Here is a 23643-nt window from a genome sequence, read left to right on the forward strand (position 1 = left end):
ATTCCTGATCACTTTTGAAGATACTTTTGTATCATAAAATTTAAACTTATGAATACCGGAGAATCATTCGCAGTCGTTACGGGAGCCAGCCAGGGTTTGGGAAAAGCATTTGCCGAATATCTGGCTAAAAAGAAAATCAATGTTATCCTGATTAGCCTTCCCGGCCAGAATTTGAAGCAGCTTAGTGAAGAAATAGCTGAAATCTATCACGTAAAAACACATTATTATGAAGTAGACCTTTCTGTCAATGAAAATGTCCTGAAGCTTACCGAATGGCTGAACAATTCCTTCCATATTCATATTTTGATTAATAATGCAGGTTTGGGAGGAACCAAGAAATTTATGGAAGCATCTCCCCAGTATATCAATACCATTTTACAGGTGAATGTGGCGGCAACATCATTAATGACTCATCAGCTTCTTCCTAACCTTCTAAAGCAGCCTCAGTCTTACATTCTGAATGTTTCCAGTATGGCGGCTTTTTCTCCTATAGGCTATAAAACGGTGTATCCGGCTTCAAAAACTTTCATCCATTCATTTTCAAGAGGCTTGCATGAAGAATTAAAAAACACCAATGTATTCGTAAGTGTGGTGAACCCGGGAGCGATGAAAACCAATCAGGATGTTTGTGACCGAATTGAAAAACAGGGCTTTTTAGGCAAACTGACATTATTAGACCCGGATAGGGTAGCAGGTTACTGTATCGATCAGCTTTTCAAAAAAGATTCCGTGATCATGGTAAACCCTGTGAGCTGGCTGGTCATGAAAATCCTTCCGATCTGGATTAAGCTGCCTTTGATGACCAATGCCATTAAAAAGGAAATAGAAGCATGAAAAAAATATTTGTCACCGGGACTACGGGGCTTTTGGGAACGAATGTATTAATTAAATTACTGAACGATGGTTATTGTGTTATTGCTCTGGTGCGCAAGAAAAGCGGCGATATGGGCACGGAAAATAAAAACCTGATTTGGGTTGAAGGCGATCTTTTTACAGATATTTCAGGATATTTAAAAGATGTGGATTGCCTGATTCATATAGCTGCTGAAACAAGGCAAAATCTGCTTTCTTATAATGACTATAGGTACATAAACCATGATGCTGTGGTGCATTTGTTTTCGCAGGCGGTAACAGCGAAAATTAAACGGTTTATATTTGTGAGCTCAGCCAATACTTTAGGGTATGGAAGTTTTGAAAACCCGGGAGATGAAAAATCATATCAGAAATACCCGTTTACTCATTCATTATATGCTAAAAGTAAGCTGGAAGCAGAAAATTATCTTTTGCAGAATAATAAGACCACAGAAGTGGTTATTGTAAATCCTTCCTTCATGATCGGAGCCTATGATAATAAACCCAGTTCCGGGAAAATTATTTATTGGGCTTGGAAAAAGAAAGTGATTTTCTATCCGAAAGGCGGAAAGAACTTCGTTCATGCTGAAGATGCCGCTAATGGAATTATCAATGCCATAGAAAAAGGAAAAAACGGTGAGAAATATCTTTTAGCCGGTGAAAACCTTAAATATAAAGACTTTTTCAGCAAGGTGAATCAAATGACCACTCAAAATCCCATGTTGATCCCCATTCCGGATATGGGGTTGCTTATTTTAGGCAAAATAGGAGATGTTTTAAGGGCTTTGAACATTAAAACAGGATTGAGTTCTGAAAATATGAAAGCGTTAAGAATTAATAACTTTTATTCCAACCGGAAATCTGTGCAGGAACTGGGTGTTGAATATCAATCTATAGATAAAGCTATTGAAGATGCTGTAGAATATTTTAAAAAGAAAAAACATATTAGTTAAATGATCAATAAACTATTCCGACAGTCTTTCAAGAGCTTCAGATAAACTTTCTGCGAAGTTGATATGCTGTGTCTTATTACTTTCCAGGATAAAATCCCGGATACTTTTGCTTTTATACTTACTGAAATCACCTACAATAGCCAATGGAATACGGTAATTTGAGAATTTCTGCAAAATTTCCCCTGCGATTGTAGTTTTAAGGTCAAAAAAATCGGGAATAATATCCTTTTCATAAATAATCACTTTATCAAATCCCTGGTAATATACATCTCCAAGCAAATCCAATCCATCCTGTGCGGATTGGATAATGAGCCGGTCAGAAATAAGTTCGGCAATTTTGACAGTATTGATAACGTGTTCTTTAATTTCCATGGTCCTATTATTTCCTTCCAAAGATAAATCGGTCATTCTCCGATAAATCCTTGATCAATTCTACATCAGAAAATAAATGAGTATAAAGATCCAACGTTTCAGGACCGAGCTTTTGATTGATTTCTAAAAATAGCAGCCCGTTTTCATTCAAGTATTTTCCAGTATCCTGAGCAATTTTCCTGTAAAAAATAAGAGCATCGGAAGTCGGAGAGAAGAGTGCCATTTTGGGTTCAAATTCTTTGACGGAATCAGCGATTTCATACTCCTCTTCAATTCCTATATAAGGTGGATTGGAGATCATAATATCGTAATGATCGGCCAGATCAAAATTCAGATAATCACCATGAATAAAATTGATTTCAAGCCCATGAAAAGCAGCATTTTTTCTGGCTGTCTGCAGTGCTTTTTCTGAAAAATCGATAGAAGAAACTTCAGCTTCCGGAAAATGGTTTTTCAGGACAAGCGGAATGATACCGCTACCCGTACCAATATCTAAAATCTTCAATTTTCCGGTGTCAAAATGATTTTTGATTTTGTCCACCGCCATTTCTAAGAGCTCTTCCGTTTCCGGACGCGGAATGAGGACATTTTCATCTACCAGAAAAGTCATTCCGAAAAATTCCGTTTCTCCTAAAATATGCTGGTAAGGCTTACCGGTTTTGAGCTCAGAAATGATTTCCCGGAGCTGTTTCTCATCTTCCGATAGCAATTCCTGATGAGAAAATCTTCTTTGATACAACGAATCAAATCCTATAATTTTCTGGAGAAAAACAGAATATAAAAAAGAGCTCTCCGAATCTGCATACAGATTGGAAAGTTCTAGTGTAAAATGTTTTTTAAACTCGGAGATCGTCATTATCTTGTGAAAACCAGTTTGGAATCAGTTGATTTTTCTTCATCAATCCTATACCCTTCATAGTTGAATGCCTTTACATCATTCAGCGTTTTGGCATTGGTTTCAGCACAGTATCTTACAACAAGCCCTCTTGCATGTTTGGTATATACGACAACGGTTTTTGGCTTTCCGTCTTTTAACTCATAGAAATCAAAGTCAATAACCTTATGATTCAGTTTTTTTCTGTTGATCACCTTTCCATATTCCGTACTCGCCAGATTCAAAAGGATCTCATTCTTTTTCATTTCGGAATTGAGTTGGTCCGTTATTTTTTCGGTCCAGAACTCGTAAAGGTTTTTATATTGATCAAATTCGAAATTCCTTCCCATCTCCAATCGGTAAAGCATCACTTTATCAGAAGGCTTTAATAAACCGTATAAGCCGGAAAGCATTCTGTAATTTTTCTGCAGGTAATCTACTGCATTTTTATCCAGTGTTTTCGCATCCAAACCTCGATACACCTCTCCGGTAAAGGCAAACATCGCAGGAGCAGATTCTTTTGGCTTTGGATTGGATTTCCATTTCTGATTTCTTTCCCAGTTTTCATCTGCTAATTTGGGAGAAATCTCCATCAATTCGGAAAGATATTTCGGGGATTTATGTTTTAAATAAGATTGTATAAAGGCTGCCTCATCAATGAATTTAGGAGTTGTAGATCTCAACAGGCCCGTTGAGTTCTCTACATTCATCAATTTTGCAGGTGATGTTACTATTTTCATAATGTTAAAAAAGCAGATAGATGTTTAAAATTTACAAAATTCAGGATCATTAAGTATATAATCAATCATAAAATGACAGATGGTCAGGATAGCGTTATACGAGCAAGAAGCACAGAACCCCTAAAGAGTATTTTCCGTTCAGGCCTGTCACTAAATTTGACCTTTCCCCTGTCTGATAATTTCCGGTTCCCCTGAAGTCAGGTCTACGATCGTAGATGCCATATTATCTCCATATCCCGAATCAATAACAATATCTACCAGATGATCATATTTCTCAGCAATTAATTCAGGATCTGTAGAATATTCAATAATCTCATCGTCATCTTTAATGGAAGTAGAGGCAATAGGATGTCCCAGTTTTTCTACAATAAGTTGCGGGATCGGATGATCCGGGACACGGATACCAATGGTTTTATGCCCTTTATATGCCAAAGGTAAACTCTTATTGGCATCAAGGATAAATGTGAACGGTCCAGGAAGATGACTTTTTAAAAATCTGAATACAGAAGTTTCAATAGGTCTCGTAAAGTCGGAAAGATGGCTTAAGTCATTACAGATAATTGAGAATTGAGCCTTTTCAAGCTTGATTTTTTTGAGCTGAGCCAGTTTCTCCATTGCCTTAATATCAAAAATATTGCAACCTAAAGCATAGACTGTATCGGAGGGATAAATAATTAATCCGCCATTATGTAAAGTCTTAATTACCTCATTGATAAGATTTTCCTGAGGATTGTCGGGGTAAATTCTTAGTATTTTTGCCATAAAACAAAGATACGAATATTTGAATAGTTTTTATAAAACTGCTTTATTTACGGGAAAAAATTGCAGTTGTGAAAAATTATCGTATATTTGCAGTCCAATATCGCGGGATGGAGCAGTAGGTAGCTCGTCGGGCTCATAACCCGAAGGTCATCGGTTCGAGTCCGGTTCCCGCTACTAAGTAAACGCAGCGGCGTTTTAAAAATACACCGCGGGGTAGAGCAGTAGGTAGCTCGTCGGGCTCATAACCCGGAGGTCGCACGTTCGAGTCGTGTCCCCGCTACTAAAAATCGGTGCAACATATGTTGTACCGATTTTTTTTCATTATCAATGTAAAGTTTTTAACTCCTAAAATGGTTTATAAATTGCTGTAATAACTATAAAACAATAGTTATGGCACGGGTAAACTTTACAAAAGAAGAATTTGTTGGGAATAGCGACAGATACAAGATAGAATTCAAGAAAGCTGAAATCGGGGAAGGAGTTGATCTAATTGTGGAAAGAATAAATGCTAATGGAGAATATGAATTGATACAGCCTGAAATAAGCCGGACGAATGACAACATTTTTATTTTCTGGAGTGAACCCTTTGACGGGCGGATAGTTTCTGATGAATATAAGTTGCTATGAAATATAACGAAGCAGTAAAGCATAAGAAAGAATCGCTTGCAAAAGCTCACGATTCGGTAGTAAGCAATTATCATATCATTATTGTTCCGGCTGACACGGATGAAAGTGCAAAATATATTGAGGATTTCCTGAAATCTCCCGATACATTCAAAGATGAAAGCTGTAAAAAGTATTGTTCAAATGATGAATATGAAGTGGTAAGTTTTAAAAAAGAGGATGAATAGGGAAATTTTTGTGAATTATTTTTCACGGTTAGAAAAAATATACTATATTTGCACCTGTAAAATCGCGGGATGGAGCAGTAGGTAGCTCGTCGGGCTCATAACCCGAAGGTCATCGGTTCGAGTCCGGTTCCCGCTACTAAGAAAAAAGAGAATCACATTGTGATTCTCTTTTTGTTTTTATATATTTATTATTTTATCTCGGTTGATAAAAAAATCCCGCTTCAAGCGGGATTCTGTTATTGTTGAGCCATTTCAGCGTAAGGTCGAAGTTTGTAGTCTTCAGCAAGAGTCTGGCTTAAAAATTCTGTCTTCTGAGTTCCTTTCATTCTCCCTGCAGCATCATTAGCGTTGAAATACGATTCACTAAGTTTTGTCGTAAGTTCGGAAGGGGTAAAATCGAATTTTGTATCTCCTTCTACTCCTAAATATCCGTTCTTTCTTGTTAAGTTCGTAATATAATTGTTGTAGTTAATTAAAGTGTTTCTCAAATATTGAGTATGGTATTGCATACATTTTTTAGCTTTCTTAGAAGAGTTATTCAGAATGCAGTTGTTCATATTCATTCTGTATAGACGCCATTCAGATTCTAAGATTCCGTATTCTTTTCCCAAAGCCACTTTTCCGTTCGCCAGGATATTGTTGTCTCCTTCTTTTGTACTGATGTCCTGCAAATGCTTAAGAACCAGAGGAACCGTATTTTCAATCTTGGTTTTGGTCTCCTTTACAGCGCTGAAATCTGCTGCAGGAGAACCCTTCTTTTGCGCAGTTGCTACATTAAAAACAAGTAGTAATAGTACAATCAATAAATTATATCTTTTCATGAGAAATTTTTAAAGCACTAAAATAAATATATTTTTTTCATTAATAAAATTCATTGTCATATTTTCTCAATATTTTTTAACATTCTTTTTTTATTTCTAAATATTTACCTTCAAATTTTGACTTAATTTCATTTATCGGTGAGATATGAATATTGTGAATTAACTAATTTTTTAGGGTGTGCTCATGTTGGGGAATGGCTGTTTTATAATATTTGCTGAAAAAGTCATATTAAATATTGTTAATTGGTGATATAAATATTATTTTTGGGGAATTTAATAAATGTAATAATGAAAACACAAATAGTTATTGCGGCCGCAATGCTTTTACTGAGTGCTGAAGGATATGCGCAGCAAAAACAAAACTTTCAAAAAGAAACAAAGCAATTACAAAAATTATATGCAGCTTACGACAGCAATATAAAAAAATCACATAAACTGCAGAAAAAGGCAGGTATTCCACCTAATGAGTTCAATGAACAGGATTATAAAAACACGATGGATCCTGTTACAGGGCTTGTGAATTTTGAAAATGTCGTTAAACTTAGAGGGGAATTGAAAGCAGGAAAATATGCTCCACAGAAGGAATTGTCATTTATCTCAAGCGGTTCGGGGACTTCTAAATTTAACCAGCCCTGGATTGAGAGAGGCCCTTACAGTGTGGGGGGAAGGACGAGGGCCATTATGTATGATCCCAATGACCCGGCCGGAAAAAGAGTTTTTGCGGGTGGAGTTTCCGGAGGATTATGGGTAAACCAGGAACCGTCTGTTTCAACCAATCAGTGGACTCCCATTAATGATTTCTGGGCCAACACTTCGATTTCCTGTATCACTTATGATCCGAATAACCCCCAAATATTCTATGTAGGGACAGGAGAATGTGAAACTTCTGACGCTGTTGGGTCCGGTATCTGGAAAACAACGGATGGGGGAGCAACATGGACACAGATTTTTACCATTCCTGCCAGTTATACCGGAACTATAAAAAATGGTAATTTTTATATCAACAGTATTAAAGTCAGAAATAATAATGGTGTTTCGGAAATATATGCAGGTGTAAGTGGTGGTTCCGTGGGAATTACCTTTAGCAGTGGTTCTCTGGGATCTTACCAGGCAGGATTATATAAATCTACCGATGGAGGAGCAACCTTTGTAAGAAATAATAATTTACTGGCTTTGAATACTACCACGGGAAATCCCAGTACAGTAGGGTATGCCATCCAGCAAATAGAAATTGGAGCGGATAATTCTATCTGGTTAACCACCAGAAGCTCACGCTTTTCAGATGTTGATTCCGGAGGGAGAATTTTTAAATCTACGAATGGAAATGATTTTACAGAAATATATAATGTAGGAAGGCCAGGAAGTAGAGTAAATATTGGTTTGTCTAAGACAAATCCTAATAAAGCTTATGCTTTAATGCAGGGATATGATGATCCCTCTACTGCCAATGTAGAAGAACCGGTGCGTATTGCTAAAACGACTGATGGAGGGACAACTTGGGTTTCAACAAATGATTTTTCACCGGTGATTACCCTGCCCAATGATGCGGACAACGGAATTCCGGACAATGATTTTACAAGAGGGCAATCTTTCTATGACCTGGTAATTATTCCTGATCCTCTGAATGATAATATAGTATACACCGGAGGTATTGATTTGTTTAAATCTACTGATGGTGCAGCTACATGGACTCAGATCTCCAAATGGTCGAATAATAATAACCTTGCCGCTCTTCAGGTTCCAACGGTACATGCAGATCAGCATACAATTATTTTCAATCCGTTTAATAATTATGCTACCAACCAAATGTTGTTTGGAAACGATGGTGGAATCTATTTTGCACCCAATAAAAATAGTTTAGCTTCTACATCAAGCATAGCTGCCAGAAATACAAGATATAATGTTACCCAATTTTATGGAGCGGTTCTTAACCCGACTAAAACGCCTGCAGATGAAGAGTTTTTGGCCGGAGCACAGGACAACGGAACCCAAATATTAGCAGGAGCTCCTTTAGCTAATAATTTTTATACTTCCCAATCGTATGCAGGAGGAGACGGTATGTACCCTGAATATGACGACTTAGAAAACTATCAGATCGATAGCTATGTATATAATAATCACAAAATATATTCAATTGTTAATAATACTTATGTGCCCCTGATTACCACTGCTGCTAATAGAAACTTAGGGCATTTTGTGAATGAAATTGCATTAGACAGAAATAAGGATGTTTTCTATTCTTATCGTTCGGGAATGACACTTTTCAGAACAACTGGAATTAATACAACTCCTCTTTCACTTGTGAATACCTCAGTTACTGTTGCAACAGCTCAGACTGGAGAGCAGATATCAAACTTAAAAGTATCTCCTTATACAACTGCATCTACAACATTATTTGTAGGAACGAATCTGGGCAGAATATTCAAAATGACAGATGCAAATACTGCTTCTTTTGTTTCTACCCAGTTGACGACTCCTGTAGCAGGAACCATTTCCGATATTGAATTCGGAAGTACAGAGAACGATATTATGGTTACGGTGGCTAATTATAACAGGACGAGCATTTTCTATTCCACGGATGGAGGCGCTTCCTGGCAAAATAAGGAAGGAAATCTTCCCGATATGCCTGTAAGGACTATTCTTATGAACCCTGACGATAGCAATGAAGTAATTATTGGTACGGAAGCTGGACTTTGGGCAACCTCTAATTTCCTGTCTTCTTCGCCTACATGGGCTCAATATTCTACAGGTATAGGAAATGTAAGGGTTACAAGTTTGGATTACAGACCTGCTACCAGAACAGTGTTGGTTTCTACGTATGGAAGAGGAGCATGGACCTCACAAAATTCACTGATTGCATTGGGTACATCCGAAACCAAGCATAAAAAATTGATGCAGGTATATCCAAATCCGTCACGCGGGAATGCACATCTGAGATTTGATGAGTCTAAATATAAGAGTGTAGATATTACAATCTTTGATGCTTCAGGAAGAATCGTTTATAGTAAACAAAACCTGAAATCCGACGAAGAATTTGCAACCAACCTTCAGAATGGAAACTATATTCTTAAAGCAGAAAATAATAAGCAGGTAATTTTCACTTCCATCTTTATGGTAGGTAAAAAACAGAAAGCGGAAGAAGACTAGGATGAATGTTCAAACAATTATATTAACTGCTGTATTGTTGGTGTATTCCTGTAATGCACCAACAAAAGCGGTTATTGATCAAAATATGGCTCTTCAGAAACAGGATTTTTCTATTATTTCAGCGACACAAACCCAATGGTCCGGAGGAAGAGAAGGCGTTAAAGGATCGCATTACAAGATTAGGCTGAAAAATGAACAAGGAAATTCCTTCCTGTTCAAAAGCCTGGTGATCAATACTGTAAGAACAGCTGTTGTTACAAAGACGGAAGGTAAATTTGTTGAGCTTACTGCTTCTGTTACAGATCCGCGCAATGAGCCTCTGTTTGATGTTTCTACGGGTCAGGAAGTTCCGGCAAAAACTTCATCTGTAAAAGCCTCAAAATATTGGTTGGAATATACTATCGGTGGCTCCAAAATAATTAAAAAGTTAATCATTCCAAAATTTACTGTTTCAGAAAACCAGGAATTTTATCCATAAACCTATTCAACATCTTTGAAACACAGGATATTCTATATTTTTCTGATCTTTATAACGGCAGGGTTCTTTTGCTCTACTAATTTTCTTAAAGAATTAAGGGAAGAAGTACAGCGTGAAATGAGAATGCATATTTTCTTAAAAAAAATCAAGGATAAAGATCTTATATTATTTACTTCAAAGCAGCTTGAAGGTGCAAGATGGCTTTCAAAAAAAGAATTTAAGCTTAATGGAGAACTGTATGATATTGTAAAAATTGTTGATCAAAAACTTTATTGTATTAAAGATCATAAGGAAACAAAAATCCGTGAGTTTGAAGAAAAATCCTTACCATTGTTTGGTTTTACTTTTAAAAGTCAAAAATGCTTTTCTTCGAAAGCCAAACCGGTAAAAAATCAGAAACAAGTGTTTTATCTGAAAATCCTCCAAGATGTCAGCCTATTCGGTTATAACTCATTGATGAAAAAATATACCTATATCCTAAAGGGCTGTATCTTTACTCATTCAAAAATATTTCCGCCACCTAAATTTTATACTGTCATATAGGGTATTATTAAGTACCAAAATACAAATATAGAAAAGTATAAAATTTATGAAGAAGTATATATTAATTATGGGTGCTTTAGCGGCATCCCAGGCTTTCAATGCACAGATAAAAGAGTCAGATATAGATCCTATCAATATTTCCGGAAGAAATAAAGTAAAAAAAGAAAGAGCGGAGTTTCAAAGACATGCGCAAAGTACAGAAACTTTAAGTGAATATGAGCTTAACCGCAATAATTCCAGCTTCATTGAACAGACTTTGGGAACATTGGCAGGAATTCAGGTGGATAAAAGAACACAATTGGGTGGACAGAGGATTGTGGTCAGAGGATATGGAAACGACCAGAAGTTTAATAACTGGGGTATTAAAAGCTATCTTAATTCAGTTCCCCTTACTAATGCAGATGGGGTTACCATTCTGGAAGATATAGATTTCTCCCTGATCAATCAGGTGGAAGTGATCAAAGGACCTGCGGCTACTTTATATGGAGGTGGGGTAGGTGGTGTCGTTCGCTTCTATATGAGGCCTTCCAAAGAAGAAGGAGTTACTCTTTCACAGAAGCTTATTGCCGGATCATTCAATCTTTTACAGACTGCTACCAGAGTAGATGCGGTAACCGATAATGCCTCAATGATGTTTAATTATGGACATATCCAAAGTGACGGGTATAGGCCGAGAGGAAGCAGCCTGAAAAACACCTATTCGTTTTTAGGGACCTTCAAAATCAATCCTGATCAGGAACTGACGGTATATGCGAATCATACCAATTCCGATGAAGGCGTTACGGGACAAATTTCCTATGCAGACTATTATGCAGGGAATGATCCCGGAAACCAGGCGTATGCCAATAAAAATGCGGCCAATAATTTCGATGTTAGCAGGGCTACGGTAAGCCACAGATGGAATATTACTCCTCATGTTACCAACTTCACCTCTATTTTTTACTCTCACCTTGATGCCAAAAGAATAGCGGCCGGTGCAGCAGAAAACAGCCAGAATCCCAATTACGGTTTCAGAAGTACATTTATCGTTAAAAATCAATTAGCAGAAGACTTCAGTAATAGCATTGAGACAGGAGCAGAATACTCGTTTTCACGGTCTCTGCTTTCCAATTACAGATTTACAGGCAACGGACTTGAAACCCAACCTATAGGAAAAGGCACTTATTTTAAATATAAAAACGACCAGCTTTCGTTCTTCTTAGTAGATAGATTGACCTATAAACCTTGGGACCTAAGTCTTATCGCCGGATTCAGCGGAAATAGAATCGAATATAATAGAGAAGACCTGTTAGCTTATCCGGGGTTGGTTCCCGGGTATGATAAGAATCTTTCTTTTAATAAAGCATTTTCAACGGTTTACAAACCCCATTTTGCTGTGCAAAAAATATTCGGGAAACAGATTGTAAATGTAAGCTATAGCGAAGGGTATAATGCGCCAACAGCCGCAACAGCATTTATTAGCGGAATTAATAAAACCAATGATGATCTAAAGCCTGAAAATGCCAAAATGCTTGATTTTTCGGTTCAGGGGTTATTGTCGAATACAAAATTCGACTATCAGATCTCTGTTTTTGATATCAGAATTAAGGATAAACTGACACAATTATCAGGAAAAGATCCTGTAACGGGAGCAGCCTACACTTATTGGGGCAATACCGGAAACCAGAAAAATAAAGGTATTGAGGCAAGCTTAGGATACAAATATGACAACGAAGAGGGGTTCGTCAGTAGAATAGAACCTTTCTTTAATGTTTCATACTATGATTTCAGGTACCAGGATTTTATAACGAGGTTAAACAACGAAGAAAAAAATTATATCCATAATCAGGTAGTGGGTGTCCCGAGAACAAAATTGTCTCTGGGGCTGGATTTTGATACAAAGATCGGAATCTATTTTCTTAATACTTTCAATTATCTTGGAGATGTGTATACCGATTTTGGCAATACGAATAAAGTGAAAGGATTCCACCAATACAACGCCAAATTAGGATATAAGCACAGCTTTGGTAAATGGGATGTAGATGGTTATATCGCCGGGAATAACCTTACAAGCCAGATCAATTACACTTTCCTGTTTTTAGGAAACAGCATCAACGACAGTGATACAAATTCCAATTATCCGGCTGGAGTGGCAACAGATGTTAATCCTGGACCTGGTAAAGCTTACTTCTTTGGAGGGGTAAATCTCGCTTATCATTTCTAAATATAAAATAAAATAGCTTAACAGGAAACCACTTCAACTGAAGTGGTTTTTTCTATGCTTTAAACTTTAACAAAATTTTAATACATTTTATTTAATTGATTATCAATAATTTATATTATTTCACGTCTTATCACTAGAAAAATAGTTGTTTGAATGAGATTAATTTCTACATTTGTATAACTAATTTATTAGTGATATAGAATGGCAGCTCAATTTTATATCAGATAATGATAAAATGAAAAGGATATGAAAATTCAAACTTTAACAAAAGCAGAAGAACAGGTAATGCAGTATTTATGGAAAGTAGAAAAAGGATTTCTGAAAGATCTCCTCGATCTGTTTCCGGAGCCGAAACCGCATACCAATACAGTCTCTACTATATTAAAAGTATTGAAAGATAAAGAATTCGTAGACTATAATGTCTACGGAAGACAGCATGAGTACTTCCCACTGATCTCAAAAGAGCAGTATTCGGGGAAAACGATGAAAAGCCTTGTGAAAAATTATTTTAAAGGTTCTTACAAAAGTGCGGTTTCATTCCTGGTGGAAAAAAATGAAATGACCGTTGAGGATCTTGAAATGTTATTAGACGAACTCAAAAAGAAAAACTAGCCATGGAAGCCGTACTTCTATATTTCGGAAAAGTAATTATATGTTCTGGTGTAATGTTTTTGTATTACCAGTTGTCTTTAAAAGACAAGACGTTTCATCATTATAACAGATTTTATTTGTTGTGTGCCATGTTGATATCACTATTGCTGCCACTCATCAAAGTGGATGACTTTACGATAGAAGTGAATAATGATGTATATAAGCTGATTGATACATTACAAAATTTTAATACAACCAAAAACTTAAACAATGACCACATTTATCTTAGAATTATTTTTTCAGCTTTGGGATTGGTTTCTTTCTATTTTTTAGGAAAGCTTGTCTACGGAATATTAAAAATCCGACAGCTCAAAGACCAATTTCAAAAGGAAAGCTTTGATGGTATCAATTTTTACCAGACAAACCTTACTGATGCTCCTTTTTCATACTTTAGAAACCTGTTCTGGAAAGACACCATTATGCTGAATTCAGACATCGGGAAACAGATTTTAAAGCATGAGATGGTACATATTGAACAGAAACACTCATTCGATAAGGTCTTTATAGAGATTATTACTTCCGTTTTCTGGTTCAATCCGTTCTTTCATATCATTAAAAAAGAACTCAATTTAATTCATGAATACCTGGCTGATAAAAAAGCCGTAAAACAATCGGACACCAAAGCATTTGCGCAGATGCTTTTAGCAAGCCACTTTTCCGGAACACAGTTGCCTGCAACCAGTCCGTTTCTAAGTTCAAACCTTAAAAAAAGACTCAAAATGTTACAAAAACCTAAAACCAAGTTCGGATATGCGCGAAGAATTTTTGCGTTGCCGGTTTTATTCTCCGTAGCGTTTGCTTATATGGTAAATGCAAAAAACAAAGAAATTAAAGAAACCAATATAGCGATTCAGGAAGCTGTTGCTCAGATTAAAAAAGATACTATTACACCTCAAAAATTAAAAATGAAAGTTCCCGGTGAACCCAAACTTTTAAGAAAATCAGACAGCCAGCAAAAAATAGCCGACCTGGGTAAAAAAATTGAAGAAAAAAGCAAAGCCCTGAAAAATCTAAAGCCCGAAAGTGAAGAATTCAGAAAAAACATTGATGAAATAAGTTCGCTTTCAGAAGAAATAGGAAAAATCACCAATTCTAGTGACTTTAAAAAATCTGTTCACGGATTTGTAGTTCCTTTCGACGGAGAAACAATGACTTTTAACTTTGAAGGAACAGATATGAATATGAAAAAGATGGAAGAGCTTTTCAATTCCGATGAATGGAAAAAGAACATGAAAGAGCTTAAAAATCTAAAAGTGGAAATCCCTGAAATGGAATTTGATTTTCCTGAGGTTCCGGGTGCCCCGGCTGCTCCCAATGCTCCGGGAACTCCAAAAGTAAGAGTCTATAAATTCCCAAAAGTAAAAGCCTATAAATTCAAAGATTTAAAAGATATGAAATGGAGTCCTGAAGCTGATATGGCATTCAGATCTGCTGAAGGGGCTAAAGAATCTGCAAGTACAGCCAAAAAAAGAGCTGAACTGGATAGAAAAAGGGCTAAGCTTAATGAAAAAAGAGCCAAACTGGAAGGAGAGAGAGCCAAGCTGGAAGCGGAAAGAAGAGTTTTGGAAGGAAACAGAAGAACATTCTATTTTAATAATGACTTTAGCCATACTATTCCTTCTGATAAAGTAATAAGAATCAATTCCGATTATATCAGAACTGGAGACAAAAAGAATAATATCGTCATTTCCGGATTAAAGAATGCTTCCGGTACAGGGGATATGAAGTTTTACGTTGATGGCAAAGAAGTTACCAAAGAAGAAATGGAAGCTCTAAAACCGGCTGATATTAAAAGTATGAGCGTGAATAAAAACAACAACAACGGTAAAGCTTCCGGAGAAATAAGAATCGAAACCAAAAAATAAAGTTCCATCAGCTTTGTCAATACAGCATTGGGTGGATTGACAAAGCTTTTTACAGGAATACAAATGATGAAATGTAAATTAATTGATACACTATGAAAAAAAATATTTTCTTTTTCCTGCTTTTAAGTGTCTTTGCCAACGCGCAGATCAACAGATTTTTCTATGAATACAAATACATCCCGGATTCTAATGAGAAAGCTGATGTAAAAAAAGATATGATGCTCCTGGATATTGATAAGAACGGCTCTACCTATTACAGCCATGAAAAGTTTATTGCCGATTCAACATCCAAAGCAGACATTGAAAAACAATTGAAAGGTGGCTTTGGCGGAAACATAAGCATCAACAGAAGAGAAGGGCCGGGAGCGGTTTCATTTAAGGTCACGAAACAATATCCGGATTTTAAAACCTATCTGTTCAGAAGTATTTCTACAGATCAGTATAAGATTGCAGAAGATAAAAAGCCGGAATGGAAAATCCTTCCGGATAAACAGAAAATTGGAGAATACAATACACAGAAAGCAACTACAAGCTTCGGCGGAAGAGATTGGACGGCATGGTTCTCTACAGATATCCCTTTCCAGGACGGACCGTATAAATTTTACGGATTACCGGGGCTGATCGTTAAAATTGAAGACAATACAGGGTCACATATCATGACGCTTGTAGGAAATAAAAAAATGGCTGCGGCTGCTTCATCAACAGAAGCTCAGCTTCCTGAGAATTTGAGAATAATAGGAATAGGTGGAAAAGAACTTGAAGTAACGGAAGATCAGTTCAAAAAAGCCTGGAAGGCATACGTAAATGATCCGTCTAAGAATATGAGAGAAATGATGATGAGAAACAGCGGGGATCCTAACAGACAGATGGTTTTCAAAATGAAAACACAAGATGGTAAAGAAATATCAGATCCCAACCAGGTTTTCAGGGAAATGGAAAAAAGAACCAAAGAAGCATTGAAAAAGAACAACAATCCGATAGAGCCGGATTTAGTTAACTAGTAGATATTTTTCTAATCAAAAATGGGGCGAACGAATAATCGATCGTCCCGTTTTTATTTACTCACTCTGCTACAATAAACAAAAAATCCCGGAACTTGTTCCGGGATTTTTTGTTTTATAATTAGATTAAGCTAATTTCTTAGAATCTGCAATAAACTGAGCCAAACCATTATCTGTTAACGGGTGTTTCAATAAGCTCAAGATGGGAGGAAGTGGAGAAGTAATAACATCTGCACCAATTTTAGCACAGTCGATAATGTGCATAGAATGACGGATAGAAGCTGCCAAAATCTCAGTTTCGTACATATAGTTATCAAAAATCAAACGGATTTCCTGGATCAGGTTTAAACCGTCCGTAGAAATATCATCCAATCTTCCAAGGAAAGGAGAAACATAGGTTGCTCCTGCTTTTGCGGCCAAAAGAGCCTGTCCTGCAGAGAAAATCAATGTACAGTTCGTTTTGATTCCTTTATCTGAAAAATATTTTAACGCTTTGATACCGTCTTTGATCATTGGAATTTTCACTACAATATTCGGGTGGATTGCTGCAAGCTCTTCTCCTTCTTTAATCATTTCTTCATAGGTAGTAGATAATACTTCAGCAGAAATATCACCGTCTACGATCTCGCAGATGGCTTTATAATGGTTTCTGATCGCTTCAGCACCCTGAATTCCTTCTTTGGCCATTAAGGACGGGTTGGTCGTTACACCATCCAGGATTCCAAGATCTTTAGCTTCTTTAATTTGCTCTAGGTTAGCTGTGTCAATAAAAAATTTCATTTCGTTTAGTAGATTTATTTTTTTGCAAAGATAACGAATACTTTGTGAGTGGAAAATTTTTAATTTTGGATAGAAGTCAGAAGTTAAAACAAAAGTACTTTACCACTATTTACATATGAAAGTTAAAAACACCTTCACTGCAAAACTGGAAATCATAGGAATCAATCCCTTTGTTTTTATTCCTGAAGACATTTTGAATACAATTTTCGAAACTTCAGGGAGAAACAAAAGCCCCATTCCGGTGAAAGGATCTGTAAACGGCAAGGAATTCAAACAAAACCTGATGAAATATCTGGGAGAATGGAGACTCTATATCAACTTAACCATGTTACCGAATTCTCCAAAACGAATCGGGGAAACAATTGATGTATCTGTTGAATATGATGATTCAGACAGAAGCATTCCCATTCATCCGGACCTGGATCGTGCCATTAAAGAAGATCCCCTTGTATTAAAAAACTTCGAAGCGTTGATTCCTTCAAGGAGACTTGAGCTGATTCGCTATATCCATCATCTTAAAACCGAAGAATCTATCAGGAGAAATATTGATAAAATTATCCGGCACTTAAAAGGGGAAACAGATTTCTTTGGTAAAAAGATGAATTAAAATCCCTTTCAGATCAAGGCCTGGCAAAAAAAATCCGGAACTTTGTTCCGGATTTTTTTATTTATGAGTTTAAAGCTTTGCTCAATTTTATAGCATCCTGATTGGTGGGATCGTACTGTAGTGATTTAGCAATATGCTCCTTTGCTTTGGAAGGATCAGTTTTCTGCTCTGCAAAGGCAATATAGAAATAAGCATAGGCCAGATTTTTCTTATTTTGCTCTACCTCTTCAGGCTTTACGGCAGCAATATATTTTTCATAGGCTATTTTTGCATTGGCATCATCTTTAGCAGATTGATATGCGTATGCCTGGCTGTAATAAGATGGAGCCCAATCGGGTAATAATACAGATATTTTTTTCCAGGTTTCAACTGCATTAGTCCAATCTGAAGCTTCCTGATAGGCCGTAGCCAGCTTTGCTAATGATTCTGTATCCTTTGGATTAGCCTCAATTTGCTTTTTAAGGCCATCAATCGCAGGGTTACTTGCTGTTTGGCTTGAAGCAGGTGCATTATTTGTATTTGTTTGAGTCGTTTGAGCATTCATAAAACTTACACCTCCTACCAGCATCAAACCTAAAAAAAGATTTTTAACGTTCATTTTAGCCATTTTCATATTCTTATATTTTAAAGTTGTTATTTCTGAAATTCAATAATAATTCCATAAAACCTTAAATTTTAGAACCGTTAAGTTTTTTTAGAAAAGATTAACGGTTAACTATTTTTATCTTAATTTTTGATTCATGGCCGTTTAAGTTATCTTTGTGATTCAACTAATTTTTAATCAATATAATTTTATATGAATATCATATTAGCTTCAACTTCCACACTTTTCGGAGGTGAATATCTGGAATACCTGAAAGAAGAATTGACCCGATTATATGAAGGAATTGATGAAATAATTTTTGTTCCCTTTGCAAGGCCGGGCGGGATTTCTCATGATGAATATACCGCAAAAGCACAGTCTTTCTTTAAAACGATTAACATTAAAGTAAGAGGATTGCATGAGTTTGAAGATCAAATTTCAGCACTGAACAATGCAAAAGGATACTTTACCGGAGGCGGAAATACTTTTTTATTGGTGAAAACATTACATGAAGAAGGCGTAATGACCGTCCTGAAAGAAAATGTTGAAAGAGGAAAACCTTATTTGGGATGCAGTGCCGGAAGTAATATCGGCGGACAAAATATGAAAACTACGAATGACATGCCGATCGTTTATCCGCCAAGCTTTGACTGTATGGGATTAGTTCCTTTTAATCTCAATCCGCATTATTTAGACCCTAATCCGGATCTTAAGCATAATGGGGAAACCAGGGAAACAAGAATCAAGGAATTTTTAACCCAGAACGATCTTAAAGTAGTTGGTTTGCGTGAAGGAAACTGGATCAGAAGAATCGGAGATAAAATTACCGTAGAAGGAAGTGAACTGACCAGGATTTTTGAAAAAGGAATAGAACCTTATGAGATAGAGCCGGGAAGTGAATTATAAGTTAATTTAATTATATTTGATAGAGAAATAAAGGAGGCTTCGATTCCGCTCAACATGACAGGTAAACAAGGTAGCTAATATTAGCGATGTTATGCAGAGCGGAATCAAAGCATCCGGGAATAATGAAATTACAAAGTAATGAGAAAGACGTTTGCCATCCTTACATTGTCAACACAACTAATCTTTGCCCAGAATATTGCCCAGAAACTGGATGAAGCCACCAAAGACCTGATGAATTCCTCAGGAGCGATTGCTTCAGGATTGTCGTTTTACGTTTCAGATGAAGGTGGTAATTTCATTTATGAATATCAGGGGAACAAAGGGCTCTCGACCGCTTCTACCCAGAAAATATTTACGGCAGGTGCCGCATTGGAGGTTTTAGGAAAAAATTATACCTATACTACCACTTCAAGTTACTCAGGAAATGTATCAAATGGTATTTTGAACGGGAATCTCTTCATAAGCTCCAATGGTGACCCTACTTTGGGTAGCTGGAGATATGAAGCCTATAAACCGGAAAGTTTCAAGCAGAAGCTCATGGGTGCGGTTAAGAAACTGGGCATTACCAAAATTTCCGGAGACCTGGTCATTGATGATTCGTATTTCGATCATCAGACGATTCCGGGAGGCTGGCCGTGGGATGATCTCGGAAACTATTACGGAGCCGGAGTATGGGGAGTGAACTGGAGAGAAAACCAGTTTGATATCAATATTAACGGTACCGATTTCAGGAGCTTTTCTTATCCTTTGGAAGGAGTAAAATGGCTCAACGATCTGAAGGCAGGAGGAAGTTCGGACCAAAGCCTGATCTTTACGGCTCCTCATTCGGATATTGCTTTAATCAATGGAACTTTACCTTCCGGTAAGACAGTTACCGTTTCCGGTTCCGTACCAAACCCGCCGTTACAATTAGGGGTGGAGGTAAGACAATGGTTAAAAGAGTCCGGAATAGAGCTTTCGGGGAAAGTGGTCACTAACTCTCAACTCGAAATTGGAGGCAAACAACCTTTGACCGCTCCGAAGGCGAATATTATTTTGACTTACCAGTCACCGACATTAGATAAAATTATTTTCTGGTTTTTGAGAAAAAGCGTTAACCTTTACGGTGAAACATTGATCAAAACGTTAGGAAAAGAAAAAAAAGGAAATCCGAGTTTCAAAAGTGGAGTAGCGTATCTTAAAGAATTCTGGAAATCAAAAGGAATCAATGCCCATATGATCAATTTTGCTGATGGAAGCGGACTTTCCCCACAAAATTACGCTTCGGCAAAAGCGGAAGTTCAGGCTTTGCTATATGCTAAAAAGCAAGCATGGTTTGAATCCTATTATGACGGGTTTCCAATCCAGGATAACGGAATGAAAATGAAAAGCGGGACAATGAGGGATACCAAATCATATGCAGGTTACCATACTTCTAAAGACGGTAAAAAATATGTATTTTCCATTATCATTAATAATTATCAGGGAAGCGGAAGTACAGAGTTGCAGAAAATTCTGAATGTTTTAAAATAAATAGTTTTGAGAAAATCCATACTTGCAAGGTTTAATAACTGGTTTATTTTCACATTGATGACTTTGGTTATCATTACCATTGTGGTTACTTCCATGATCCTCATTAATTTTTTACGTAAGGAAGAAGTGAAAAGGGTGGATATTCTGGTCAGTGCTTTGAAATTTCAGCAGGAAGCAACTACACCAAGCCTTGAGGTACAGGAGCTGATATTACAAATCTATAGCTCTAATACCACCATTCCGGTTATTGTTTTAGATAAGGATGGCAGGCCGCTTGAACACAAGAACATTCCGCAGGAAATAGAAAACAATGCTAAAGAAATTACAGCTTTAGCCAAAAAGATGTCCAAAAATTATCCTCCGATTGAATTGAAATTTCCTAATGGAAATAATCAGTTTGTATATTATGACAATTCCAGATTACTGAATAATCTTAGGTATTCACCATTCTTGTTAGGTTTTTTCATCTTATGTTACTTCTTATTTTCATTCTGGTTTTTAAGAACCATTAAAAAAACGGATGAAGGTTATCTTTGGGCCGGCTTGGCAAAAGAAACCGCACACCAAATCGGAACACCTTTATCCTCTATGATCGGATGGATGGAAATTATGAAACTTGAAAGTCCAGATTCTGAGGGAATTCATGAAATAGAAAAAGATATTGAAAGACTAAGGACCATTTCTGAAAGATTCTCTAAAATAGGATCTGTCCCGGAGCTTAATGACATCAATTTTAATGAGACGATCAAAGAAAATTACGATTATTTGAAATCAAGGATATCAAGAAAGATCAATTTTACTTTGCATCTTCCAACGTATGATATTTTAGTTCCCCACAACAGGATTCTGATGAGCTGGGTAATAGAGAACCTGGTTAAAAATGCCGTAGATGCCATGAAAGGAGAAGGTTCTATTCTTATTGCCGTGTTTGAAAGAAACAAGAATATTCTGGTTGAAGTAAAAGATACCGGAAGCGGAATGACCAAACAACAGGCAGGAAATGCCTTTAAGCCAGGCTATTCCACTAAAAAACGAGGTTGGGGTTTAGGATTGTCTTTAGCTAAAAGAGTCATTCAGGAATATCATAATGGGGATATTAAAATTGCACAGACGGAAGTAGGAAAGGGAACGACCTTCAGAATCATGATTAAAAAAGTATAGATGATATTTGACTGAATAAAAACAAAAAGCGGAGAAATTTCTCCGCTTTCTTATTTATTTTTTACCCGTTAACCATTGGTTTTGCAGCTTCTGTTCTGCCGGACCAGGATTTGCCTTATATTGAAGTGTTTCCACTGTCATCTTATCTAAAATAGCTTTTCCTTTCAGGTCTATTTTATCCATTTTGTCACCGTTTTTTCTGAGAATAGTAACGGTAACATTTTGCCCTTCTTTAATTGTCTTGGTATAACCTATAAACTCCTGTACCTTCTGAATATCAATTGTTTTTCCATCCAGAGCAACAATTTCGTCAGTGATCTTAAATCCTATACTCTTTGCAAAAGGAGATAGTGCAGAACTTTCATCAAATACAAAAGTATTATTTTTATCATTATATCCAGTCTGGTTCGGATCTTTAATGAACCAGAAAATAGGAGGGGTTTCCTGTTTCTTTGCTTCCACGCCTACCATATTCAGGTATTCTGCGTAAGGAGTCGGCTGGTTTCCTGCGATATATTTATTGTAGAAATCCTTTACCTGCGGATAACCGGTTACTGTTACCAGTTCATCGATCAGCTTGTCATCTTTGAAAGGTTTATTCTCTCCGAATCTTTGGGACAGCTTTCTGATCATATCACGATAGCCCATTTCTCCGTTAGACAGTTTTCTCAGCTCAATATCCAGACACATAGTAAGCAACGCCCCTTTTTCATAAACGTTTCTGTACTGATCTTTATATTCATCTTTCAGAACATTTTTACTCATGACTGTAAACGGCATGGTATCATCATAGTTCTTTGAATTGGTGATCTTTTCATTGATTCTATGAAGAAATTCGTCCTTACTGATCAGGCCTTCCTGAATTTGGAAAAGATTGGCAAAATATTCTGTTCCGCCTTCATACATCCATAAGTGCTGAGACATTTTGGGATCTGCATAATCAAAATAATGGATCTCTTCAGAATGTGTTTTCAAAGGATTTACGGTATGGAAAAACTCGTGGGAAACGACATCGGTAATCGTTTTATCGATTGCTTCTTTAGGCATCATTTCAGGGAGTACAACACTGGTTGATTCATGATGTTCCAATGCCCCGAAACCTTTAATCTGCGGCCCCTCGCCCCCCGAAAGATAAAGCATGATCGCATATTTCTTGTTGGTGTTCATATCTCCCAGGAACTTTTTCTGAGCCACAACCATTTTTTCAAGATTTTCTTTGAAATCAGCAGCTTTATACTTTCCTGAAGGGGAATATACTCCCAATACAAGATCCATTCCTCCCGCATTGAAGGTGATATAATCGGGCTTCGTATACATCAATGGGGAATCTGTTACCTTAGCATAATTAGCCAGTGTATACGTATCAGTAGCATCCGATTTATCCTGATCCACCAATGCAGTTGTTCCGTAGAAATTAGCAGGCTTTTGAATAACCAGTTGATAAGGCACATCCTGCATATTGTCGATATATCCGACAAAACCATGGGTATTGATCAGGTAGATTTTGCCTTCCTCAATATCAGTTCCGGAAGGAGAAAATACAGCCTTATGTTTGGAAGTATCCATTTCATCGTCAAAGCTGTCATTCACCAGATAAGTGATTTTATTTAAATTCTGGGCATTTTTAAGTGAATAGGTGTTGTCATTAACCTTAGTATACGTTAATTCCTTGCCTTTATTATCCAAAAATTTGATTCCCTCGATAAATCTTCCATAATCATCTACGGAATAAGTTCCGGGAACCGTTTTAGGAAAATGAAACTTTACGTCTCCGGATTTCATTTTCGGGAATTCCATGGTTACTGCCACTTTATCGTCTTTTACGTTCACAAGATCGATGGTGGTTTTAATAGACTGTGCATTCACCAAAACGGCAGCCAGGACTCCTAAAGTAAGTGCTATTTTTTTCATTGAGTTTAGTTTATAGATAAATAGTTGTCATAAAAACCATTTTGTTACGCGGGAAGTATTAAACTTTTCA

23 protein-coding genes and 3 tRNA genes are annotated in these 23643 nt (G+C 36.8%); 18 read left to right on the forward strand and 8 right to left on the reverse strand.

Translation table 11 applies throughout. The features are described 5' to 3' along the window. Positions 1-48: 48 nt before the first annotated feature. Complete coding sequence (locus BCF58_RS05885; RefSeq protein ID WP_121460835.1) at positions 49-834, forward strand: SDR family NAD(P)-dependent oxidoreductase; 786 nt, start codon at positions 49-51, stop codon at positions 832-834. Further along, the gene (locus BCF58_RS05890) at positions 831-1805 is read left to right on the forward strand and encodes an NAD-dependent epimerase/dehydratase family protein (RefSeq protein ID WP_121460836.1); all 975 of its coding nucleotides are present in this window, start codon (positions 831-833) and stop codon (positions 1803-1805) included. Before BCF58_RS05885 ends, BCF58_RS05890 begins: the two co-directional genes overlap by 4 nt. 12 nt (positions 1806-1817) lie before the next feature. On the opposite strand, the gene BCF58_RS05895 is transcribed toward BCF58_RS05890, so the two are convergent. The 4 genes from BCF58_RS05895 to BCF58_RS05910 all read right to left on the reverse strand — a co-directional run bounded on the left by BCF58_RS05895 (position 1818) and on the right by BCF58_RS05910 (position 4553). Beyond that, positions 1818-2177 (reverse strand): DUF4180 domain-containing protein, encoded by a 360-nt coding sequence (locus tag BCF58_RS05895; protein WP_121461061.1) that lies wholly within the window; start codon positions 2175-2177, stop codon positions 1818-1820. Between the two features lie 7 nt (positions 2178-2184). Further along, entirely contained in the window at positions 2185-3033 is an 849-nt protein-coding gene (gene prmC / locus BCF58_RS05900) for a peptide chain release factor N(5)-glutamine methyltransferase (RefSeq protein ID WP_121460837.1), read from the reverse strand. Beyond that, positions 3033-3791: a peroxide stress protein YaaA gene (yaaA, locus tag BCF58_RS05905; protein ID WP_121460838.1), complete on the reverse strand. Its 759-nt coding sequence runs from the start codon at positions 3789-3791 to the stop codon at positions 3033-3035. Before yaaA ends, prmC begins: the two co-directional genes overlap by 1 nt. 150 nt (positions 3792-3941) lie before the next feature. Next, a complete protein-coding gene (locus tag BCF58_RS05910; RefSeq protein WP_121460839.1) occupies positions 3942-4553 on the reverse strand; it encodes an L-threonylcarbamoyladenylate synthase in 612 nt (203 codons plus the stop codon). 101 nt (positions 4554-4654) lie between these two features. On the opposite strand from BCF58_RS05910, the gene BCF58_RS05915 reads away from it, so the two are divergent. From BCF58_RS05915 to BCF58_RS05935, 5 genes are all read left to right on the forward strand, one after another. After that, a tRNA-Met gene (locus tag BCF58_RS05915) sits at positions 4655-4727 on the forward strand. A 33-nt stretch (positions 4728-4760) separates the two neighbouring features. After that, a tRNA-Met gene (locus BCF58_RS05920) sits at positions 4761-4833 on the forward strand. A gap of 110 nt (positions 4834-4943) precedes the next feature. After that, entirely contained in the window at positions 4944-5180 is a 237-nt protein-coding gene (locus BCF58_RS05925; protein WP_121460840.1) for a glutathione synthase, read from the forward strand. Further along, entirely contained in the window at positions 5177-5404 is a 228-nt protein-coding gene (locus BCF58_RS05930) for a hypothetical protein (protein ID WP_121460841.1), read from the forward strand. Before BCF58_RS05925 ends, BCF58_RS05930 begins: the two co-directional genes overlap by 4 nt. Before the next feature lie 63 nt (positions 5405-5467). Next, positions 5468-5540 (forward strand) — tRNA-Met (locus BCF58_RS05935). A 100-nt stretch (positions 5541-5640) separates the two neighbouring features. Here BCF58_RS05935 and BCF58_RS05940 read toward each other — a convergent pair. Next, the gene (locus tag BCF58_RS05940) at positions 5641-6225 is read right to left on the reverse strand and encodes a hypothetical protein (RefSeq protein ID WP_121460842.1); all 585 of its coding nucleotides are present in this window, start codon (positions 6223-6225) and stop codon (positions 5641-5643) included. A gap of 288 nt (positions 6226-6513) precedes the next feature. Between BCF58_RS05940 and BCF58_RS05945 the strand changes: the two genes are divergently transcribed. The 7 genes from BCF58_RS05945 to BCF58_RS05975 all read left to right on the forward strand — a co-directional run bounded on the left by BCF58_RS05945 (position 6514) and on the right by BCF58_RS05975 (position 16113). Beyond that, positions 6514-9372: a T9SS type A sorting domain-containing protein gene (locus BCF58_RS05945; RefSeq protein ID WP_228434744.1), complete on the forward strand. Its 2859-nt coding sequence runs from the start codon at positions 6514-6516 to the stop codon at positions 9370-9372. Position 9373: 1 nt separating this feature from the next. Then, the gene (locus BCF58_RS05950; protein WP_121460843.1) at positions 9374-9850 is read left to right on the forward strand and encodes a hypothetical protein; all 477 of its coding nucleotides are present in this window, start codon (positions 9374-9376) and stop codon (positions 9848-9850) included. A 15-nt stretch (positions 9851-9865) separates the two neighbouring features. Continuing rightward, positions 9866-10393, forward strand: a complete 528-nt coding sequence (locus BCF58_RS05955; protein WP_121460844.1) for a hypothetical protein — start codon at positions 9866-9868, stop codon at positions 10391-10393. A 46-nt stretch (positions 10394-10439) separates the two neighbouring features. After that, positions 10440-12596, forward strand: a complete 2157-nt coding sequence (locus tag BCF58_RS05960; protein WP_121460845.1) for a TonB-dependent receptor — start codon at positions 10440-10442, stop codon at positions 12594-12596. Positions 12597-12842: 246 nt separating this feature from the next. After that, positions 12843-13208, forward strand: coding sequence for a BlaI/MecI/CopY family transcriptional regulator (locus tag BCF58_RS05965; protein ID WP_121460846.1), 366 nt, complete (start codon positions 12843-12845; stop codon positions 13206-13208). Between the two features lie 2 nt (positions 13209-13210). Next, a complete protein-coding gene (locus BCF58_RS05970) occupies positions 13211-15112 on the forward strand; it encodes a M56 family metallopeptidase (protein ID WP_121460847.1) in 1902 nt (633 codons plus the stop codon). 92 nt (positions 15113-15204) lie between these two features. After that, entirely contained in the window at positions 15205-16113 is a 909-nt protein-coding gene (locus BCF58_RS05975; protein ID WP_121460848.1) for a GLPGLI family protein, read from the forward strand. Positions 16114-16239: 126 nt separating this feature from the next. Here the strand turns inward: BCF58_RS05975 and fsa are convergent, their stop codons facing one another. Further along, positions 16240-16893, reverse strand: a complete 654-nt coding sequence (fsa, locus tag BCF58_RS05980; protein ID WP_121460849.1) for a fructose-6-phosphate aldolase — start codon at positions 16891-16893, stop codon at positions 16240-16242. 115 nt (positions 16894-17008) lie between these two features. Here fsa and BCF58_RS05985 point away from each other — a divergent pair, with 115 nt between their 5' ends. Next, a complete protein-coding gene (locus BCF58_RS05985; RefSeq protein WP_121460850.1) occupies positions 17009-17500 on the forward strand; it encodes a YdeI/OmpD-associated family protein in 492 nt (163 codons plus the stop codon). A 61-nt stretch (positions 17501-17561) separates the two neighbouring features. Here BCF58_RS05985 and BCF58_RS05990 read toward each other — a convergent pair whose 3' ends face one another. After that, positions 17562-18113 (reverse strand): tetratricopeptide repeat protein, encoded by a 552-nt coding sequence (locus BCF58_RS05990; RefSeq protein WP_121460851.1) that lies wholly within the window; start codon positions 18111-18113, stop codon positions 17562-17564. Positions 18114-18296: 183 nt separating this feature from the next. Between BCF58_RS05990 and pepE the strand changes: the two genes are divergently transcribed. From pepE to BCF58_RS06005, 3 genes are all read left to right on the forward strand, one after another. Further along, the gene (gene pepE / locus BCF58_RS05995; protein WP_121460852.1) at positions 18297-18989 is read left to right on the forward strand and encodes a dipeptidase PepE; all 693 of its coding nucleotides are present in this window, start codon (positions 18297-18299) and stop codon (positions 18987-18989) included. Between the two features lie 138 nt (positions 18990-19127). Beyond that, complete coding sequence (gene dacB / locus BCF58_RS06000) at positions 19128-20501, forward strand: D-alanyl-D-alanine carboxypeptidase/D-alanyl-D-alanine endopeptidase (RefSeq protein ID WP_121460853.1); 1374 nt, start codon at positions 19128-19130, stop codon at positions 20499-20501. Further along, on the forward strand, positions 20502-21662 hold the full coding sequence (locus BCF58_RS06005) for a sensor histidine kinase (protein WP_394337663.1): 1161 nt from the start codon (positions 20502-20504) through the stop codon (positions 21660-21662). A 54-nt stretch (positions 21663-21716) separates the two neighbouring features. On the opposite strand, the gene BCF58_RS06010 is transcribed toward BCF58_RS06005, so the two are convergent. Next, complete coding sequence (locus BCF58_RS06010; RefSeq protein ID WP_121460855.1) at positions 21717-23573, reverse strand: M61 family metallopeptidase; 1857 nt, start codon at positions 23571-23573, stop codon at positions 21717-21719. Positions 23574-23643 lie beyond the last annotated feature (70 nt).

Source organism: Chryseobacterium defluvii, assembly GCF_003634775.1.
GTDB lineage: Bacteria > Bacteroidota > Bacteroidia > Flavobacteriales > Weeksellaceae > Chryseobacterium > Chryseobacterium defluvii.

Excerpts from the sequence above, each read along its gene's own strand:
- BCF58_RS05885 (WP_121460835.1), top strand. The coding sequence starts at position 49 with ATGAATACCGGAGAATCATTCGCAGTCGTTACGGGAGCCAGCCAGGGT.
- BCF58_RS05890 (WP_121460836.1), top strand. The coding sequence starts at position 831 with ATGAAAAAAATATTTGTCACCGGGACTACGGGGCTTTTGGGAACGAAT.
- BCF58_RS05895 (WP_121461061.1), bottom strand. The coding sequence starts at position 2,177 with ATGGAAATTAAAGAACACGTTATCAATACTGTCAAAATTGCCGAACTT.
- prmC (WP_121460837.1), bottom strand. The coding sequence starts at position 3,033 with ATGACGATCTCCGAGTTTAAAAAACATTTTACACTAGAACTTTCCAAT.
- yaaA (WP_121460838.1), bottom strand. The coding sequence starts at position 3,791 with ATGAAAATAGTAACATCACCTGCAAAATTGATGAATGTAGAGAACTCA.
- BCF58_RS05910 (WP_121460839.1), bottom strand. The coding sequence starts at position 4,553 with ATGGCAAAAATACTAAGAATTTACCCCGACAATCCTCAGGAAAATCTT.
- BCF58_RS05925 (WP_121460840.1), top strand. The coding sequence starts at position 4,944 with ATGGCACGGGTAAACTTTACAAAAGAAGAATTTGTTGGGAATAGCGAC.
- BCF58_RS05930 (WP_121460841.1), top strand. The coding sequence starts at position 5,177 with ATGAAATATAACGAAGCAGTAAAGCATAAGAAAGAATCGCTTGCAAAA.
- BCF58_RS05940 (WP_121460842.1), bottom strand. The coding sequence starts at position 6,225 with ATGAAAAGATATAATTTATTGATTGTACTATTACTACTTGTTTTTAAT.
- BCF58_RS05945 (WP_228434744.1), top strand. The coding sequence starts at position 6,514 with ATGAAAACACAAATAGTTATTGCGGCCGCAATGCTTTTACTGAGTGCT.
- BCF58_RS05950 (WP_121460843.1), top strand. The coding sequence starts at position 9,374 with ATGAATGTTCAAACAATTATATTAACTGCTGTATTGTTGGTGTATTCC.
- BCF58_RS05960 (WP_121460845.1), top strand. The coding sequence starts at position 10,440 with ATGAAGAAGTATATATTAATTATGGGTGCTTTAGCGGCATCCCAGGCT.
- BCF58_RS05965 (WP_121460846.1), top strand. The coding sequence starts at position 12,843 with ATGAAAATTCAAACTTTAACAAAAGCAGAAGAACAGGTAATGCAGTAT.
- BCF58_RS05970 (WP_121460847.1), top strand. The coding sequence starts at position 13,211 with ATGGAAGCCGTACTTCTATATTTCGGAAAAGTAATTATATGTTCTGGT.
- BCF58_RS05975 (WP_121460848.1), top strand. The coding sequence starts at position 15,205 with ATGAAAAAAAATATTTTCTTTTTCCTGCTTTTAAGTGTCTTTGCCAAC.
- fsa (WP_121460849.1), bottom strand. The coding sequence starts at position 16,893 with ATGAAATTTTTTATTGACACAGCTAACCTAGAGCAAATTAAAGAAGCT.
- BCF58_RS05985 (WP_121460850.1), top strand. The coding sequence starts at position 17,009 with ATGAAAGTTAAAAACACCTTCACTGCAAAACTGGAAATCATAGGAATC.
- BCF58_RS05990 (WP_121460851.1), bottom strand. The coding sequence starts at position 18,113 with ATGAAAATGGCTAAAATGAACGTTAAAAATCTTTTTTTAGGTTTGATG.
- pepE (WP_121460852.1), top strand. The coding sequence starts at position 18,297 with ATGAATATCATATTAGCTTCAACTTCCACACTTTTCGGAGGTGAATAT.
- dacB (WP_121460853.1), top strand. The coding sequence starts at position 19,128 with ATGAGAAAGACGTTTGCCATCCTTACATTGTCAACACAACTAATCTTT.
- BCF58_RS06010 (WP_121460855.1), bottom strand. The coding sequence starts at position 23,573 with ATGAAAAAAATAGCACTTACTTTAGGAGTCCTGGCTGCCGTTTTGGTG.